Origin of the sequence: Wolbachia endosymbiont (group A) of Epistrophe grossularia (assembly GCF_947251435.1) — a bacterium.
GTDB lineage: Bacteria > Pseudomonadota > Alphaproteobacteria > Rickettsiales > Anaplasmataceae > Wolbachia > Wolbachia pipientis.
Window position 1 is genome coordinate 716,831 of sequence record NZ_OX366363.1, and the last position, 17,655, is coordinate 734,485.

Consider the following 17,655-nt stretch of genomic DNA (forward strand, 5'->3'; position numbering starts at 1 on the left):
CAAAGACAAGGACACTCTCTGACTTCAACTATACCGATAACTGATAGCTGCATTTTTACGCATATCATCTAATAACAAGTTGCTTTGTATCATAATCTTTTGTTGGTACATTTTCTGTTTGATTGCTTCTATACCCGCTACATTACTCTTGATATCACACAACATCATCAACTTTGCAGTGCCATTTTCTCTCAATTCTACTATTTCATTCACACTTGTTTTACTAAATAAAATCTGTAAATCAGGATTTAAATCTCGCATTTTTATTTCAAATTCTTTTGCGTTTGGCAGCTTAAAATTATCTGCCAATTTATCAAAATTTAAACAACTGACCTTTTGCTCTTTAAAATTATTCAATAAACTTTCTGAACCTTCAACCACAATCTGTTTTAATTTTAAAGTGCTTTCCAGCAGTGCATGATTAAGTTGTACTTTATCTATTACTTTTATAACGGAGTAACCTTCACTGAAACTGAATGGACCTGCTATGTCGCTGGTTTCTAATCCTTCTAAAACGCTCTTGAGTTTTCCTTTTAGCTGACTTAAATTAACTGTTGCTTTACGCATCTTTATTGGAGATTCTGGGTTATTACTGTTGCGTAATTTTTTTACTAAATCTTCAGCTATACCATAAACGTCCTTGTCTTTTTGATCAGGAATTATAAACTCTTGGAACGTGATAAGATAATCCGGCTTTTCTGTTTGCCTTTTTACATCATCTACTTCTTTATCGCTTATATTAATAAATGGCACAATTCTTACTTCAATAATTTTGCTCCACAGTAACTGACATTTTATTTGTTTTCTTAAAATACCAAGATCTATATTATGCTTCTCTATGTATTGATCAACTTCATTAGCATTAAGTTTAAAACTTTGGGTTAAAAATAACATGACAGCATTATCTAACTCCTCGTTGCTCAATTTTATATTCAGCCTCTGTGCTTCATTGATAATGATAATTTCGTCTATTAGCTCCCTAAGAATTTGAGGTTTTGCTTCTTTTTGATTAACACTTTGAGTGCCAAACAATGAATTTATAAAGTTGATGCGTTTTTCGATATCTAAATTTGAAATTGGCTCGCCATTTACATCTGCAATAATTTCAATCTCGGTTGCAAGCAACCTAAGTGGCAACACTATCAACAGTAAAATTAGTATTTTATACATACAAGTAAAGTTAATAACCAATTCTATAATAAATACTGAGTCAATGCTAGCCAACTTTTTAATAGTGATCTCAGTGACAATGGAAATAAAAACCATTGCAACAAAATCAGGTACGCTGGTAAATAGGCTAAAAACATGCTAATATAGCGAATTTAGACCGTGCTCAAAACAGTATACGGAAGGAGAGGGATTCGAACCCTCGATACGACTTTTGGGTCGTATAACGGTTTAGCAAACCGCCGCCTTCAGCCGCTCGGCCACCCTTCCAAATTTAGAACCTAAAGATTATATAATACCAAGACCTCTACCACCTGTCTAATGCTTTTAATTGCAATATTTGTATCTGTTCAGATGCATGGCTAATGCTGAAACAAAAATTCCAGTGCTCCCTTTCTTGTCATCCCAGTGCCCAGACACTGGGATCCAGGATTTTGATTAGCACTAAGTTGGTGAGCATATAAGTGTTATGTTAAAATATAACGTTTTTACGGAAAGTCTGGATCCCAGTGTCACGCACTGGAATGACATCGTTTACTATGTGCCATATTGCAATGTTCGTACAGTTGTGCGCGGTATAGATTCCGCTAACAAGTAGCGGAATGACGAATTTGTTGTTTTTCAAATTGTGGGCAAACCTAAGCCACTTTAGCTATAAATCAATAAAAACTAATTTCTGCTTTTTTCAATGATTTTCTTTGCTTCTTCCACACCAACCCATTCTCCAACTGCTACCGTTTTTCCCTTTTCCAGATCTTTATAATGAGAAAAGAAATGAGTAATTTTATCTAGTAGGCTTTTAGATAAGTCAGAATAGTCCTTTATATTGTCATAATAGCTATCAACACTGGAAACAGGCACAGCTAATATTTTCTCATCTTCTCCTTTTTCATCTTTAGTGAGTAATGCGCCTATCGGACGCACCGATATTAAAACACTAGATGCTAAGGGAAACTGAGTTAGCACCAAAACATCCACAGGATCACCATCACCTGCGCAGGTATTTGGTACAAACCCATAATTGCAAGGATAAGTCATTGAGGTAGATAAAAATCTGTCAACTTGTAACAACCTAAACTCTTTATTAAATTCATACTTTACAGGCTCAGCATTCGCACTTATTTCAATTACCACATTCACCGCATTTGGTCCTGCTGTTATTTTACTTAAATCCATAAATTACCTCTTAACTTAAGAATAAGCATTATACAATATATGCTTTTAAGTTGCTACATTTATGTAATTCTAAACTTATTTTGCACGGGCTGTCCTAAATTTTCATTCGTCATCTTATTGACTGTTGAAAGTGGTGGTTCCTGTGATAATTGAAATAAAGCATATACTATTACGATAGTAAGCACTGCAGCAATTACTAGATTAGCAAAATTATCCTGTGGTAGGACACCTTTTATTGGATTAAATAATTTTTGCTCCATAAAGAAATAATCAGCAACATATAACCCAACAGATAATACAAACATACCTAAAATAAGTTTACAGACTGTGTTTTTATGGTCTTTTTCTTTTTTCTTGCTGGTGATAGGATTTGGCCTACATTCATTCTCTTCTTGCAGCACTGAGTAGTATATATTATCAGGGCTCGTTATTAATTGTTCAAATTCATCACTATTTTGGTTTTTTAACAGTTGCTCTAGGGTGTTTTTTGTATTTATAGGATATATTAATCCATCCATTTTCAATGCTTTCTCTTGCCGATCCACATTCTCATGGTCGATTGTATATTTATCTCTACTTGATAATCCGATCATGTGTAGTTTGCCAGCTAAGAACATTATATAGCTCTCTATTAACTGATTCTCACATATCTCTAATACTTCTCTTTTTACTGTTTTGTTAGATGACGAAAGTTCTTTATAGTGACCACCCAAAGAAAAGAACAATGCTATATCTTTATCTGCTTTTATGTCATGAATGGAATAATAGCTGCTGATAACGCACTTATTTAATACAAATTCTCTGTCATATTTGTTTAATGTATTTCCTTCACTTAGTAACTTTCTAAGACCAATGAGTACTTTATTTTCAAAATCTTCTTCTGTTTTAAATATTGGTTCTCTCTTTGGATTTGCTAAGATGTTAAGTAAATCTAATTTTCTTCCATCTACTACTTCATTTATATATTCATTTAACTCAGATCCTTTAATAACTTCATATATTTTATCTATGACATCTTTAGTATTCAGGTTATTGTTTTCACTTAGAATTTGATAAGCTTGAGCATAAATTAAAAACAGCCCTTGTAGACTAAATTTTAAGTTAAAATATTTATCTAATGGTTCCTCTTTTTTTCTAATGAATTCAGACAAACCAAAATGATTTCTGTGATCCATAAAACGACCTAAGTCAGCATGTTGAAAGCTACCTAAAAAAATAAATAACGTCTCTAATAAATTACCCTTACCAACAATTTTTATTAGTTCTTCAATTTCTTTTATCATTGCTGAAACCTATAATGTTCTACTTTATAGTATAAGGGATACATGGCAAAATAGCAATAAATGTTATTAGACTTCTTGCATAACCCAAACTAAGTAGAAAAAGGTATAGCTATACCGCCGCGGCACTAACAAGAGATCCCGCTAACACGCAGCGGGATGACGAGACTTATCTTTATGCCGCCGCGAACCGTCATACCGCGATTCATTCGCGGTATCTCTCAACATAGATCCCGCTAACACGTAGCGGGATGACGAGACTTATCTTTATGCTGCCACGAACCGTCATACCGCCGCGGTATCTCTTAGCCGCTAACAAGTAGCGAAATGACAACAATCCTACGTCATACCGCCGCGGCGCTAACAAGAGATCCCGCTAGCGGGATGACGAGCTTATCTTCATGCTGCCACGAACTGTCATACCGCCGCGGTATCTCCAGATCCCGCTAACAAGCAGTGGGATGACGAGACTTATCTTTATGCCGCCGCGAACCGTCATACCGCCGCGGTATCTCCAGATCCCGCTAACAAGCAGTGGGATGACGAGACTTATCTTTATGCCGCCGCGAACCGTCATACCGCGATTCATTCGCGGTATCTCTAGATCCCGCTGGGATGACGGTTGTCGTTTAGCTACAAACATTAAGAAATTTACCAAACAAAAAAAGGCAAAAGAAGCCCCGTGGTTGGCTAATTACTTACATTATACTTTCAAGTATGGCGTTTTTTTATTCTAAACACTTAATAACCGCGATTTAGCTGCTTTTAAGCCGCAACTAATCTAAATTATAAACGTTAAGAAATTTACTAAACAGAAAAAAAGGCAAAAGAAACCCTAGGGTAGCTAGTTATTCACTATCCATTTTTTAAGTTGGCGTTTTTTAATGTTTTAAATGCTTTATAAGCGTATTTCAGCTTGTGTAGGTAAAAACCCAGAAATTTGATAAAGACATAGAGTGCACATAGTGCAAAAAATTAAACATGAGACGCCAGATACGTGAGTTTTTTTGTCATTTAATCTGTACAGAGAAGATAAATAAATAGCTTCAGTTTCATGATAAGGGGGCTGGCGAGGTTTGTCAAGGAAGTTTTTTCGTTTCTGTTATATGGTTATGCAAGAAGTCTATTGTATGTTTACACTCTGCATTAAAGCTTTTAGTTAAGAGCATATCCATCCACCGCCGATAACTTGCTCATCTTTATACGCTACACAGGCTTGACCTGGACTGATGCCAAAGTAATCGTCGTTTAAAATGACACAGGCTTTATTTTTTTCGTCAGTTGAATGTATTGTTGCTAAACTTCCCGCATGTGATGATCTCAGCTTCACAGTTACTTCCATACCTTCCTTTGGTTGTTCTAACCAATTTAACTCCTTGATCAATATTTTTTTTTGCATTAATACGTTGATCGGACCTACTATAACCTCATTATTTTCTGTATTAATTTTTATCACATAAAGAGGTTCATTGTGTGCGATACCCAAGCCCTTTCTTTGCCCCACTGTAAAATTTACTATGCCACTGTGCTCGCCTAGCACTTTTCCATTAACATCCACTATTTTACCTTTCTGTACAGATTGTGGAGCTAATTTAGCTATTGTTTTACTATAGCTTTCGGAAACAAAGCATATATCTTGACTGTCCGGCTTTTCAGAAATTTGTAAGCTGAAATACTTTGCTAATTTTCTTATATCACTTTTATAGAACCCACCTAGTGGAAATCGCAAAAGCTTCAATTGCTCTTGAGTTGTAGCAAACAAAAAATAACTTTGATCTTTACTTTTATCAATGCTTCTGCACAACTTTACCTCACCATTTTTTTCTAACCTTCTCACGTAATGTCCTGTTACGAGCACATCCGCACCAAGATTTTTTGTAACTTGCAATAGATCACGAAATTTTACCGTTTGGTTACATCTCACGCATGGTATGGGAGTTTCCCCACGCATATAGGTACTCGCAAAATCCTCTATTACTTCCTTTTTGAATATTTCCTCATAGTTTAAAATATAGTGAGGAAAGCCAACACTTTCAGCTACACGCTTAGCGTCATAAATATCCTGTCCAGCGCAGCATGCGCCCTTTCTTGCGTTAGCATTACCGTCGGTGCCATAGAGTTGAAGAGTCACACCTACCACTTTGTACCCAAGGTTATGTAGCAGTGCTGCAGCAACGGAGCTATCAACTCCCCCGGACATTGCAACAACAGCCTTGGTCTGGTGCGGAGCTTTATCTTTTAGCAGAGGTTCTATTTCAAATTCTTTTAGCATAATCGCCTTAATTTATAAACACAAACTTGGTGTCATGCAAGTAGCTGACACTGGAATCTAGTTTCTATTACACAATTTCATCGAAACAGCATACTTGTTTATAGTCAATTTTTCTGGATCCCAGTGTTGGCTACTTGGATGACATCTTTATGCTTGAGGTAAAATTTGCTATAAAATTCGATGAACTACCTTTAAAAATAATTTAATCCTGCTTAAATAAAACATGGCCAAAATAATCCATGTTTTCAAGCACTTTTCCGCTACCCAGAGCAACACAACAAAGTGGGTCATCTGCAACACGAACTGGTAGTTTTGTTGTTTCACTGATAACTTTGCCCAAGTTACGCAATAATCCGCCGCCACCGGATAAAATTATTCCTTTATCGACTATATCAGAAGAAAGTTCAGGTGGAGTGCTCTCCAGTGCAGTCCTAATAGCAGAAATTATCTGATGTACAGGCTCTATTAAACTCTCTGCAACTTGGTATTCTGATAAAAGCATTTCTTTTGGCATGCCACTCACTAAATCCCTGCCTTTAATTATCATTCCCTCTTTGTTATTTTCACCTGGCAGACTGGCTGAACCTATGCTTTTCTTAATTTTCTCAGCGGTTGTTTCACCGATTAATAACTTATGATTTTCACGAATATATGATTTTATTGCTTCATCCATAATATCGCCACCTACTCTGGCAGAACGTGAATAAACAATTCCGCCTAAAGAAATAATTGCAACTTCAGTTGTACCGCCTCCTATATCAACAATCATAGAACCCTCAGGTTCAGTAACCGGGAGCCCAGCTCCGATTGCTGCAGCCATTGGTTCTTCAATTAAAAATACTTCATTTGCACCAGCACTTTCTGCTGCATCTTGTATAGCACGCCTTTCAACTGGCGTGGATCCAGATGGAACGCATATGATAATATTAGGTTTATTAACAGTGAATTTTGTGTTTGCACTGCGTATGAAATATTTTAGCATTTCTTCCGCACTTTTAAAATCAGCAATAACTCCATCCTTTAAGGGCCTTATCGCCTCTATTTCTCCAGGCGTTTTCCCAAGCATCATTTTAGCTTTTTTACCAAAAGCATAAGGAACGTAACTTCCTTTTTCTTTTATTCTTGCTACAACTGAAGGCTCATCAAGCACTATTCCCTGATTTTTCTGATAAACTAAAGTGTTTGCAGTACCAAGGTCTATAGCAATATCGCTAGCAAACAAACCTTTGAAAGTAAAAAGGCTATAAAACTTTCCGGTTAATTTTCGAACAAAATTCATACATAACTCAAGAAAACCATTTATTAAGACAAATTATACTTTTCAGATAAGTAGTAAGTAACACACTCAACGTCTAAACCCTTACCTGTTACTTTTTTTAGCAGTTCCAGGCCACACTTTGCACTGTATATATTTTGAGATAACCAACTGATAAGTAAACTAAAATCTCCTTTTATTATAGCACTTAATGATTCGTAATGATTCTTTTTAACGCAAGAGAAAATCTGCACAGCAGCAATTAAAGCAATAATTTTTATAGGAAAGTAGCCCATAACACCGCTTGCCCAATATTCATCTTGAAAATAAGTGTTTAGCTCATTTTCAGCTTTTACTGGAATTTTATAGTGCTTCATACCTTCCAGCCACGCATCATGCAGGTCTTTGACTTCCAATGTACCATTTATTATATCTTGTTCTAACCTAGTTCTCAACATAATATGAGCTAACAGACTAAATTCATCTGCATTTTTTAAAAAAGAAGAAAGGTTTATTTCATTGAAAATCAAGTACAAATTTTCAACACTGCTAACTTTCTCGTTAGTTTTGCCTTTTATAGCAAATTTCTCTTTTATGTGTGGTTGAATAAACTCAATAAATTCTCTGGATGTTCCAATCATCCTTTCCATGAATAACCCTTGAGTTTCATACATAACATGTCTCGTAATTGGACTACTTATAGAATTTTGCGCTAAACATTTTTGATAAATTGCATAACCACTATGCCGTAAAAGTGAAAATAAACCATAACAAAAATCAGATTCATCATAATCTATAGGGTAGTAATAAGAAGTACGAATCTCATTTAGTGCAATACCCATTTGCTGTAAACATAATGAGCCAAGTTCAATCTGTTTCTGAGTAGCAACTTTTTGTATATTAGTAACCTTATCCTTATCCTTTTTCTGCTTTTCAATTATTTTATCTACATTTTCGCTAAAAAATTTGCCTACCTTGGGGAATACTTCCCTTATATTCTTTTCTGTGATATCAGAGTCATAGTCAGCAAGCAGTGAGTCGTATTTTGAGCATTTTAATTGCTGCGATTTTATAGAAGCTACTTCGCGAATGAGTGTGATTAAATCAGTAAAACGTTCTTTTAGTTTTTCTAAGTTACTGGTTTCAGAATGAGATAGCTTCCATAAATTTTGGCATTCAACCTTAGCTTTGGATAAAGACTTTACTAAATCAATAGGAACAGCACTGTTGCTTTTATGTATTCTCTCTATTAACTTTAGCTGCTGAGTATTTGCACTTTTTTTGTTACCAAGAGCATCTGCTAATGATTCCTTTATTGCGTCATGAGAGATAATTTCATGTCTGATTTCTTCTAGAAGACTCATTTGTTCAACTTTGTCCTCTATATTCAATTGGCTTTGGTTTAGTACTTTTAGCGTATTTTCGATATTCTTTACCCTATATAATACTTCCTCTAAAAACTTATAAGATTGCATATTTGTTCATTATTTTAGAAAACATCTGTTTAATACCGTAATAGATTAATAATAAAGTTAAAAGTATATTTGCTTAAAGTACAATAAAAAATTGTACTTTTTATTCTTTTATTGGATTTTTCTATTCAGAGTCCAGCATATTATAGGAAAATTAATTGTAAGGTTGTAGAAAAAGTATTTAGTATTTTATTTCTCTTGACTATATTACAATATGGAGAGATATTAGCTACTGAAATTAAAGTTACGCACTATTTAAAATTTATGGAGGTTTAGTAATGTGGAGTAGACTGGTTATAATGTGCTGTTTTTGTTTATTACTTACTGGTGTAAGTTCTTGCCCAAAAAAAGGAGCAAATACAACAAATAAAATAAATTCTGTTGTTAAGCAGATAGGTGATAAAAGAGTTTTCTTTGGTTATGATGAATCTAGTATTGCTGAAGTAAGTGCAGATGCATTACTTGACGTAATGGAGGTGTTACAAGATAACCCTGACGCGAAGGTTACTTTAACTGGTCACACTGACAACCGTGGTTCTCATGAATATAATCTTGCGCTAGGAGCTAGAAGGGCTGATGCAGCTAAAAAATTTATGGTTAGTTGTACACCCTACATAGAAAACAGAATAAAAACTGCTTCTAAAGGTGAAACTGAGCCTTTGGTTAATGTAAAAGATGATTCTAGAAATTCTAAATATGAAAAAGAGCATGCTAAAAATCGTAGAGTGGAATTTTCATTTTCTGGAATAAAGAAATAGTTTCTTGCATTAAAACCTGGATCCCAGTGTCAAGCACTGGGATGACATAAAGAAAGGGCACTGGGGTAGACAAAAAAGGACAAACTTGTCATATTTCGTTGCTTGAGCGGGATCTATATATACCACAAATAAGTCGCGGTATGACGTAAGAGATCTGACCTATCTGGCCATCAAGAGACATAATGGAATTAGAGTTATTATTTCAAAATGTGGTTAATAGTTTTGCTTTCTATAACAATCAAGTTGCAGTTGCAGTATCAGGTGGTGTAGATAGTATAGTCTTACTGCACTTAATGACTAACTGGGCAAAAAAAAACAAGCTTTCACTTCCTATAGCATTAACAGTAAATCATGGATTACGTTCAGAGTCTCAAAAAGAAGCTGATTTTGTTGTAAGTTATGCAAAGGAACTTGGAGCAAAGGAATCGTTCATATTAAATTGGGAAAAGCAAAATATTAAAGGCAATATTCAGTTACAGGCACGAAAAGCACGGTATAAGTTACTAGCAGAGTGGTGTAAAAACAATAATGTTAAATGTTTGCTCGTCGCTCATCACAAAGATGATCAAGCAGAAACGTTCTTGTTAAGATTAGAGCGAGGTAGTGGCGTAGATGGATTATCATCAATGGACTACAAGTCTTTCCTAAATGGTATTTATATATTTAGGCCACTGTTAAATTTTAGTCGTAGTGAAATAGAAAAGTACGCTAAGTTTCACCAGTTAAAATGGATCGAAGATAGAAGCAACTATGACTTAAAATACAGGCGAACTTTATACCGTAACTTACTTAAAGCAAGTGACAATCAAGAGATTTTAACAGAGCGAATATGTCTCACAGCCCTTCATATGAAAAGAGCTGCAAAAGCGTTGATGCACTACACACGCCTTGCGTTTAATGACTGCGTTAATGTGCATGATCTTGGTTATATTGAAATTAAACTAAGTGAGTTTTATCAATTGCCAGAGGAAATAGCCTTGAGGCTTCTTCTTTACTCCATAATGGCAATTGCCAGTAAACATTATAAACCAAGGTACAACAGCCTTATCGTAATATTTAATAAAATATTGCAAAAGGATAGTAATGTTAACTGTACACTTTCTGGGTGTAAAATAAGAAAACATGGAGAAAATATCTTGATAATTAGAGAATCGTCAAAGATACAAGAAATTACCTTAAACCTACCTTTAAATGAACCTACTCAATGGGATAACAGATTTAGCTGCACAATACTCGGAAATCAAGAGTGTTCAGTTATCATCGCTCCATTAAAAAAAACACAAAAAGTTCCTGAATTTCTGAAGGATTACAACTGCTGCCCTGAAGTTTTCTATTCTTTGCCTGTAGTGCTAAAAGATGGAAAGGTGCTTGCTTATCCTGATGTAAATTATAACGGAAAAAATACCAATGACGATAAGGTTCAATGCATTATTAATAGCACGATAAAACAAAATTTGGTAAGCTTGATTAGTATTTAGTTAGAAATAGAAATGAAAAAATTTTTAGAAGGCTTATTGATCTGGTTAGTAATTATTGTTCTTATTTCAGTTGCTTATATTCAGTTCAGCGGAAATGTAGGTAAAAGTAAAACAATTATACCTTTTTCGGAATTTTTAACTAGACTAGAAGACAATGATGTAGAAAATATTGTCATAAAAAACCAGAGCATTGAAGGCAAGTTCAGGGACGGTTCAAGTTTCAATTCAAGCGGTGTCATATATAGCGACCTAATAAAAAATTTACATGATAGAAAAGTGAGATTCTCCTTTTCAACTGGAGATTCTGCCATGAACGTAATTGGTGGATTACTTATCTCATGGGTCCCAACATTTATCTTTATTGGCTTCTTGCTATTCTTTCTTAAACAAACACAAGCGGGGGGCAACAGAACTATAAGCTTTGGCAAGTCAAGGGCTAGACTCATGACTAGTGGAAAAAAAGTAACATTTGATGATGTTGCCGGAATTGATGAAGCAAAAGAAGAGCTAGTAGAGATCGTTGATTTTCTTAAACAAAGGCAAAAATTTCAAATATTAGGTGGAAAAATACCAAAAGGGTGCCTTTTGATTGGCTCTCCTGGAACTGGTAAAACTTTACTTGCTCGTGCAATTGCAGGAGAAGCTAATGTGCCATTCTTTAGTATTTCTGGATCTGATTTTGTTGAAATGTTTGTGGGTGTTGGTGCAAGTCGTGTTCGTGATATGTTTGATCAAGGCAAGAAAAATGCTCCTTGTATAATTTTTATAGATGAAATAGATGCGGTGGGTAGACATCGTGGCATTGGTCTTGGTGGCAGCAATGATGAAAGAGAACAAACATTAAATCAGTTATTAGTTGAGATGGATGGCTTTGAGTCTAATGAAGGTGTAATAATAATTGCTGCGACTAACCGTCCGGATGTCTTAGATCCAGCACTGCTTAGACCTGGTCGTTTTGACCGACAGATTACTATTTCTTTACCCGATATAAATGGGCGTGAAAAGATATTAAATACTTATATAAAGAAAATATCAATAGCACCAGATGTAAACGTGAAAACAGTTGCAAGAGGAACACCAGGCTTTTCTGGAGCTGATTTAGCAAATTTAGTGAACGAATCTGCACTTATCGCTGCAAGAAGAAACAAGAAGATTGTTACCATGGATGATTTCGAATATGCACGTGATAAAGTGATGATGGGCGTAGAAAGGCGATCTCTCATTATGACAGAAGAGGAAAAGAGACTGACTGCATACCATGAAGCTGGTCATGCGATGATTGCTGTTAATATGCCTGCTTCTGATCCTATACACAAGGCAACAATTATTCCACGCGGTAGGGCACTCGGTTTAGTTATGAGACTACCAGAAACAGATAGAGTGTCCCTCACAAGAGAAAAGATGCTAGCAGATATAACTGTTGCAATGGGTGGAAGAGTGGCAGAAGAGCTAATTTTTGGCTACGATAAAGTCACAAGCGGTGCATCTTCGGATATAAAACAAGCATCTGATTTATCACGCGCTATGGTAACAAAATGGGGAATGAGTGACAAAATAGGCCCGATCTATCACAATCGCGAACAAACCATACATGGTTCTGAGATAATTTCTGAAGATACGTTAAAACTTATAGATGAAGAAGTGAAGAAAGTTGTATCTTCTTGCTATGAAAAAGCAAAAGACATTTTGACCAAGCATAAGAAAGGCTTAGATCTCATTGCCGAAAATCTACTGGAGTTTGAAACTTTAACAGGAGATGAAATAAAGGACATATTAAATGGAAAAAAAATTGTTAGAGAGGAAAATGAGAAGAATGAGAAAATAAAAAAATCCTCTCTCTATGAGAGTTGACCTCATCTTAAAAATGCTAATCAGCTAACGCTGCAATAAAACATTCAGAATTGTAACTGTCAATATAAATTGTATTAAAATATTCATAATATTGCATTTTCATCACAATAATGCTATCATTCAGTTAGTATTAATGTTTAATGAGGTGTGAGTAATGATTGATATAGCTTCTATTGGTGTAAGTACAGTTATTGATCAGAATTATAGAAGAAAAGCACAATTATGTTTATCAGGATTATTTGTAACTGTATCAATAGCAACTGTTACCTGGTTTATTTTCCCTGCATCACAAAATGTATTAGCTCCGTTTTTACTTCCGGCTATGTTCTTGCTCTTCACTTTATCGATGGGTTATTACATGTTCATATTTAGTTGTGAAGAAAAATCTTTGGTAAAGAATGTTCTTGGTATGGTTGAACCGGCTGAATCGGTAAAGAGAGTGCATTGCCAAGAAAATATTAAGTCCTTATTAGCAGAAGTGAGAAGTACTACGAAAGATAGGTTTCGTAACGTGCTTGTTAATCTTTGTTTTGAAGATCGTAGTAAAGCACACACACTTGCATTATATGTGAAAGAAATTGACGATATTGTGTCTTCAATAAAAAATAAAGACCTCTTAGACCATTTTGATCAATTTTTTACTATTACTGAAGTAAGCAATAAAAAAAATAGAAGTGAATTAATGAACCTCGCAAGGGCATATAAGATGATAAGTGAAGAAGATCCAGACAAAATACAGGATTTTTTAGCTACTCAAACAAAAAGTTATTCATATGAAATAATGTTACCTGAAATTGATAATTTTCTATCACAAGCTAGGTGATTTTATCAATAATTTCATTGTGTACGTGATTATCATTTTTTGTTTCAATTCCAGTGATAACACTGCACCTAACGGGCTCTTTTATGGCTATTTCCTGAAATCCTTTTCTGACCTTATTGTAAAAATTAACATCCATTTCTTCATATTTATTCTTGTCTTTTGCTCTATTTAACCCAACTTTAACATCAATATCTAGAATGAATGTAATATCTGGATATTTAATTTCCACTAGCTTATGTAAGTCCCTTATTAGCCCTAAGTCAACTCCAAACCCATATCCTTGATATGCAATAGTTGAATCAATAAACCGATCACAAATCACTATTTTTCCTTCTGCAAGAGCTGGTAATATTAATTTTTTCATATGTTCGCGCCTCATCGAAATAAGTAGCAAGAGTTCAGAAATAGGATCAATATTATTCGTTAACAACACTCCTCTTATCTTTTCTGCAAAGTTAGTGCCACCTGGTTCTCGAGTCAATACCACATTATTTTCGCCGTGAATTTGCTTAAAATGATTTGCAAGTAGCTTAGATTGTGTTGTTTTACCAGAGCCGTCTATTCCTTCGAAAGTTATGAACATAAGTTTTATAATTATAATAATAAAAAAGAATATGCAAACAGTATACATAGAAACCGTTTGACATTTAAATAATAAGACCGTAAATTACATATGGTATAATGATAGTCTATGGTTGCTCTGAATACTCCTAAAGTCGATTTTAGTTTTACTGCAAAAGATTTTAATCTTTTGGGAGTAGACAATAAATATTATGCATTAAGTGACTGTTGTGGAAAAAATAGTCTTATTATAATGTTTATATGCAATCACTGTCCTTACGTTCAGTCAATTATTAGCAATCTGGTAAGCGATGTTGATCAATTGAAAAAAGATTATCAGGTAAACACCGTTGCAATAATGCCAAATGATGTAAATGAATATCCAGAAGATTCCTTTGAAAATATGATTAATTTTGCCAAGGAAAATAAGTTTACATTTCCATATTTAATTGATAGTACACAGAAAATAGCTAAAGAATACGGGGCTGTTTGCACTCCTGACTTTTTTGGCTTTAATTCCAATTTAAACCTTTGCTATCGTGGACGTTTTAATAACACAAAAAAAGAAAAGGTTCAAAGCTATGAAGTAGGAAGTAGTGACTTATTTCAAGCTATGAAATTTATTGCAGAAACTGGTAATTCTCCAATTGACCAAAAATCAAGTATTGGCTGCTCAATTAAATGGTCTAATTCTACAGGTTAAATATCATGCACAGTGGCTCTCAGCATTTGTTTGATATTATAATTTTGCTTTCTGCTGCTGTGTTTATAGTCATAGCGTTTTGGAAAATGAATATTAGTCCAGTGCTCGGTTACTTCGTTGCAGGTGCAGTTATTGGTTCTCATGGGTTTAATCTGATACACTCAGCTGAAGCAATGGATAATCTTGCAGAATTTGGTGTAGTTTTCCTATTATTCATTATAGGCCTTGAATTGACATTTGAACGCCTGATCGCTATGCGTATTCATGTATTTGGGTTCGGTTCTCTTCAAGTTATAGTTACCATGGTAGCAATATGGTGCATCGCTCTTGCTTTCGGAGTGAATACGAATATAGCAACAGTTATTGGTGGTGGGCTTGCGCTATCCTCAACAGCAATAGTGTTGCAGGTTCTGCAAGAAAAAGGTTCTCAAGCAAGTCAGGTTGGTAGGTTGTCAATAGCAGTACTATTAATGCAAGATTTTGCAGTAGTACCATTAATAGTATTGGTACCTTTACTTGCTGGCAATTCTGAGCACAGCCTGATAAGCTCATTGGCAGGTTCATTGGTGCAAGCAGCTATTGCATTAGTGCTGATATTTATAACTGGTAGATTATTGCTTAGACCTTTATTTTCGGTTATTGCTAAAATGGAAAGTAATGAGGTCTTTATATCAACAACGCTTTTAATAGTATTAGGAGCAGCATTTATTACTGAGCAATTCCATTTATCGTTGGCATTAGGTGCATTTGTCGCTGGATTGTTAGTTGCAGAAACAGAATACAGACACTCAGTGGAACACGCGGTATTACCATTTAAAGATTTGTTTCTTGGCTTATTTTTCATGACTGTTGGTATGTCCATCAATACCGAACTTTTACTCAATAAGTTACCACTAATTACTTTATTATCGATTATCCTTATCGTTTTAAAAACATCTATCATATATATATTGTGTAGATTTTTTGGATTTAAGAGTGCACCTGCTATACAAGCTGGGTTACTGCTTTCACAAGGCGGTGAATTTGCGTTTATTTTATTTCGCTTAGCAGATGAGCTAAATGTGCTACCAAGTGAAATCGCTCAAGTACTTATGATGGTAACTACAGTAACCATGGCTTTCACTCCTCTTTTATCGGGGCTTGGAGATTGGATAGCAAACTCATTTAGCACTGAGAAAACAATATTAGATGATGAAGCTGTTGAAACAGATACACAAGATCTTTATAACCATGTGATAGTTGCTGGATTTGGTAGAGTGGGATATATGGTAACAAAAATGCTTACGGCAGAGCATTTAAGTTACGTTGTTGTAGATATTCAATCGAAAATAGTCAAAGAAGGAAAAAGTGATAGTTTTCCTATATATCTTGGAGATGTTACAAGATGTGAAATTTTAAAATCGGTAGGAATAGAAAGAGCTCAAGCTCTCGTTATTTCAATAAAGAATGAAGTTACTATAAAAAAAGTTGTTTCTTTAGTTGCAGCAAATTTTCCGCATGTAAATATTGTAATACGCTTACCAGATCTGAGTAATGTGGAGGTTTATAGAGATCTAGGAGCTAGTAAAATTATTCCTGAAACATCTGAGATAGGATTGCAGCTAGGTGGAGCTGCACTGAGCCTTAGTGGTATTAGCGAAAGTGGAGTTACGTCTTTAAAAAGTAGATTCAGAAAAGGCAATTACAGTATGTTAAAAGACCTTGGTAGTGATAAAGATGAATAACTACTTTTCTAATTTTATGTACAGAAAGCTTCAAGCTTTATTGAGGTTTTGCCTATAGTAAATTACGCACATAATCAACCAAGTTAAGGAAAGTGCAAACCAAGTGATTGCATATTCCAAATGCTTCATTGGCTGTATAGCTACTTTGCTGCCAAAATTGTTCGGCCACAATACACACTTCTCTAGCTTAATACCTAACTCATTGGAAATTTCTTCTGTACTCAGGGTAAACCATGTATTCGAAGCAGTATCGTTCTTGATAAACCAATTTTTACTTTTATTGCTATCGCAATATAAAATTCCATCTGCAACTACTTTTTCAATTTTTACTTTTTTCTCCTTTTTTTCTCTGACTATTCCTTTATTCACCAACATGTAACGTCCAGTGGTGAGCAACATAGGAGACAGCACGTGATAGCCGTGTTGCCCTGCAAAAACATATAGTTCTATGTCACTTAGAATCCCATCAATCTTGACATGCCTATAGTTAAATTTTTCAAGGTCGTTATTGGGCAATAGATGAACCACTGGAAGACTCATACTTTTAATAATATTATTCTTCCAGTTCAATCTGAATATTTGCCATAACCCTAATAAAAAAAGAAGTGAGCAAGGTATAATTAAAATAAATACTATCTTTTTTAACACTCTATATTTGTGTTCTTAAATAGTTTTCAACACCCATTAGTTCAATAAGATCGATCTGTTTCTCAATCCAATGAAAGTGCTCTTCTTCATTTTTTAACATCTCTTCTAATAACATTACACTAACAAAATCCTTTTCTTTCTCAGCGATAGAAATCGTTTCTTTGATATCCTTAATACCTTTTCCCTCTAATTTCAAATTAGCTTCTAAGATTTTCCGTATTGTGTCTTTTGTAAACTTTCCATCATACTTTGATATTTCGTTTGTATCCTGAAAATTTGGGACTCCTTTAAATAACAAAATTCTTTCTGCCAACTTGTTTGCATGTTCAAGTTCTTCGTTAAGCTCATTTTTTACCTTTTCTGCAAATCTATTAATTCCATTGTTTTTGAGAATCGCAAAATGCAAAAGATACTGGCGTACAGAAGTCAGCTCATTGGTCAATAATTTGTTCAAATGTTTTACTATCTCTTCATTCATAATCTTCCC

The 17,655-nt window shown here is 34.6% G+C and carries 16 protein-coding genes and 1 tRNA gene; 7 read left to right on the forward strand and 10 right to left on the reverse strand.

Features of this window, described 5'->3' with window-relative positions:
* Positions 1-24: 24 nt before the first annotated feature.
* The gene (locus tag OPR28_RS03425) at positions 25-1,170 is read right to left on the reverse strand and encodes a SurA N-terminal domain-containing protein (RefSeq protein ID WP_264329597.1); all 1,146 of its coding nucleotides are present in this window, start codon (positions 1,168-1,170) and stop codon (positions 25-27) included.
* Between the two features lie 176 nt (positions 1,171-1,346).
* Positions 1,347-1,437: transfer RNA gene (locus OPR28_RS03430), tRNA-Ser, on the reverse strand.
* Between the two features lie 199 nt (positions 1,438-1,636).
* Between OPR28_RS03430 and OPR28_RS03435 the strand changes: the two genes are divergently transcribed.
* A complete protein-coding gene (locus OPR28_RS03435; RefSeq protein WP_256437680.1) occupies positions 1,637-1,765 on the forward strand; it encodes a hypothetical protein in 129 nt (42 codons plus the stop codon).
* Positions 1,766-1,836: 71 nt separating this feature from the next.
* Here the strand turns inward: OPR28_RS03435 and ppa are convergent, their stop codons facing one another.
* From ppa to OPR28_RS03460, 5 genes are all read right to left on the reverse strand, one after another.
* Positions 1,837-2,343, reverse strand: a complete 507-nt coding sequence (gene ppa, locus OPR28_RS03440; RefSeq protein WP_010082061.1) for an inorganic diphosphatase — start codon at positions 2,341-2,343, stop codon at positions 1,837-1,839.
* A gap of 59 nt (positions 2,344-2,402) precedes the next feature.
* Positions 2,403-3,626, reverse strand: a complete 1,224-nt coding sequence (locus OPR28_RS03445; RefSeq protein WP_265023510.1) for a WD1261 family protein — start codon at positions 3,624-3,626, stop codon at positions 2,403-2,405.
* Positions 3,627-4,782: 1,156 nt separating this feature from the next.
* Complete coding sequence (gene mnmA, locus OPR28_RS03450) at positions 4,783-5,895, reverse strand: tRNA 2-thiouridine(34) synthase MnmA (protein ID WP_209473297.1); 1,113 nt, start codon at positions 5,893-5,895, stop codon at positions 4,783-4,785.
* Between the two features lie 202 nt (positions 5,896-6,097).
* The gene (locus OPR28_RS03455) at positions 6,098-7,174 is read right to left on the reverse strand and encodes a rod shape-determining protein (protein ID WP_209473299.1); all 1,077 of its coding nucleotides are present in this window, start codon (positions 7,172-7,174) and stop codon (positions 6,098-6,100) included.
* Positions 7,175-7,197: 23 nt separating this feature from the next.
* A complete protein-coding gene (locus OPR28_RS03460) occupies positions 7,198-8,625 on the reverse strand; it encodes a gluzincin family metallopeptidase (RefSeq protein WP_264339690.1) in 1,428 nt (475 codons plus the stop codon).
* A 275-nt stretch (positions 8,626-8,900) separates the two neighbouring features.
* Between OPR28_RS03460 and OPR28_RS03465 the strand changes: the two genes are divergently transcribed.
* The 4 genes from OPR28_RS03465 to OPR28_RS03480 all read left to right on the forward strand — a co-directional run bounded on the left by OPR28_RS03465 (position 8,901) and on the right by OPR28_RS03480 (position 13,532).
* A complete protein-coding gene (locus tag OPR28_RS03465; protein ID WP_010081889.1) occupies positions 8,901-9,380 on the forward strand; it encodes an OmpA family protein in 480 nt (159 codons plus the stop codon).
* 182 nt (positions 9,381-9,562) lie between these two features.
* Positions 9,563-10,858, forward strand: coding sequence for a tRNA lysidine(34) synthetase TilS (gene tilS / locus OPR28_RS03470; protein ID WP_265023511.1), 1,296 nt, complete (start codon positions 9,563-9,565; stop codon positions 10,856-10,858).
* A 12-nt stretch (positions 10,859-10,870) separates the two neighbouring features.
* Complete coding sequence (ftsH, locus tag OPR28_RS03475; RefSeq protein ID WP_265023512.1) at positions 10,871-12,709, forward strand: ATP-dependent zinc metalloprotease FtsH; 1,839 nt, start codon at positions 10,871-10,873, stop codon at positions 12,707-12,709.
* Positions 12,710-12,863: 154 nt separating this feature from the next.
* On the forward strand, positions 12,864-13,532 hold the full coding sequence (locus OPR28_RS03480) for a hypothetical protein (RefSeq protein WP_265023513.1): 669 nt from the start codon (positions 12,864-12,866) through the stop codon (positions 13,530-13,532).
* Here the strand turns inward: OPR28_RS03480 and tmk are convergent.
* Positions 13,525-14,115, reverse strand: a complete 591-nt coding sequence (tmk, locus tag OPR28_RS03485) for a dTMP kinase (RefSeq protein WP_265023514.1) — start codon at positions 14,113-14,115, stop codon at positions 13,525-13,527. The genes OPR28_RS03480 and tmk overlap by 8 nt on opposite strands.
* A 108-nt stretch (positions 14,116-14,223) precedes the next feature.
* On the opposite strand from tmk, the gene OPR28_RS03490 reads away from it, so the two are divergent.
* Both OPR28_RS03490 and OPR28_RS03495 read left to right on the forward strand, forming a co-directional pair.
* A complete protein-coding gene (locus OPR28_RS03490; RefSeq protein ID WP_038248302.1) occupies positions 14,224-14,796 on the forward strand; it encodes a thioredoxin family protein in 573 nt (190 codons plus the stop codon).
* Positions 14,797-14,801: 5 nt separating this feature from the next.
* Positions 14,802-16,520, forward strand: a complete 1,719-nt coding sequence (locus OPR28_RS03495) for a monovalent cation:proton antiporter-2 (CPA2) family protein (protein ID WP_182319809.1) — start codon at positions 14,802-14,804, stop codon at positions 16,518-16,520.
* A gap of 30 nt (positions 16,521-16,550) precedes the next feature.
* Here OPR28_RS03495 and OPR28_RS03500 read toward each other — a convergent pair whose 3' ends face one another.
* On the reverse strand, positions 16,551-17,168 hold the full coding sequence (locus OPR28_RS03500) for an SURF1 family protein (RefSeq protein ID WP_182321165.1): 618 nt from the start codon (positions 17,166-17,168) through the stop codon (positions 16,551-16,553).
* A gap of 1 nt (position 17,169) precedes the next feature.
* Positions 17,170-17,646, reverse strand: a complete 477-nt coding sequence (bfr, locus tag OPR28_RS03505) for a bacterioferritin (RefSeq protein WP_265023515.1) — start codon at positions 17,644-17,646, stop codon at positions 17,170-17,172.
* Positions 17,647-17,655 lie beyond the last annotated feature (9 nt).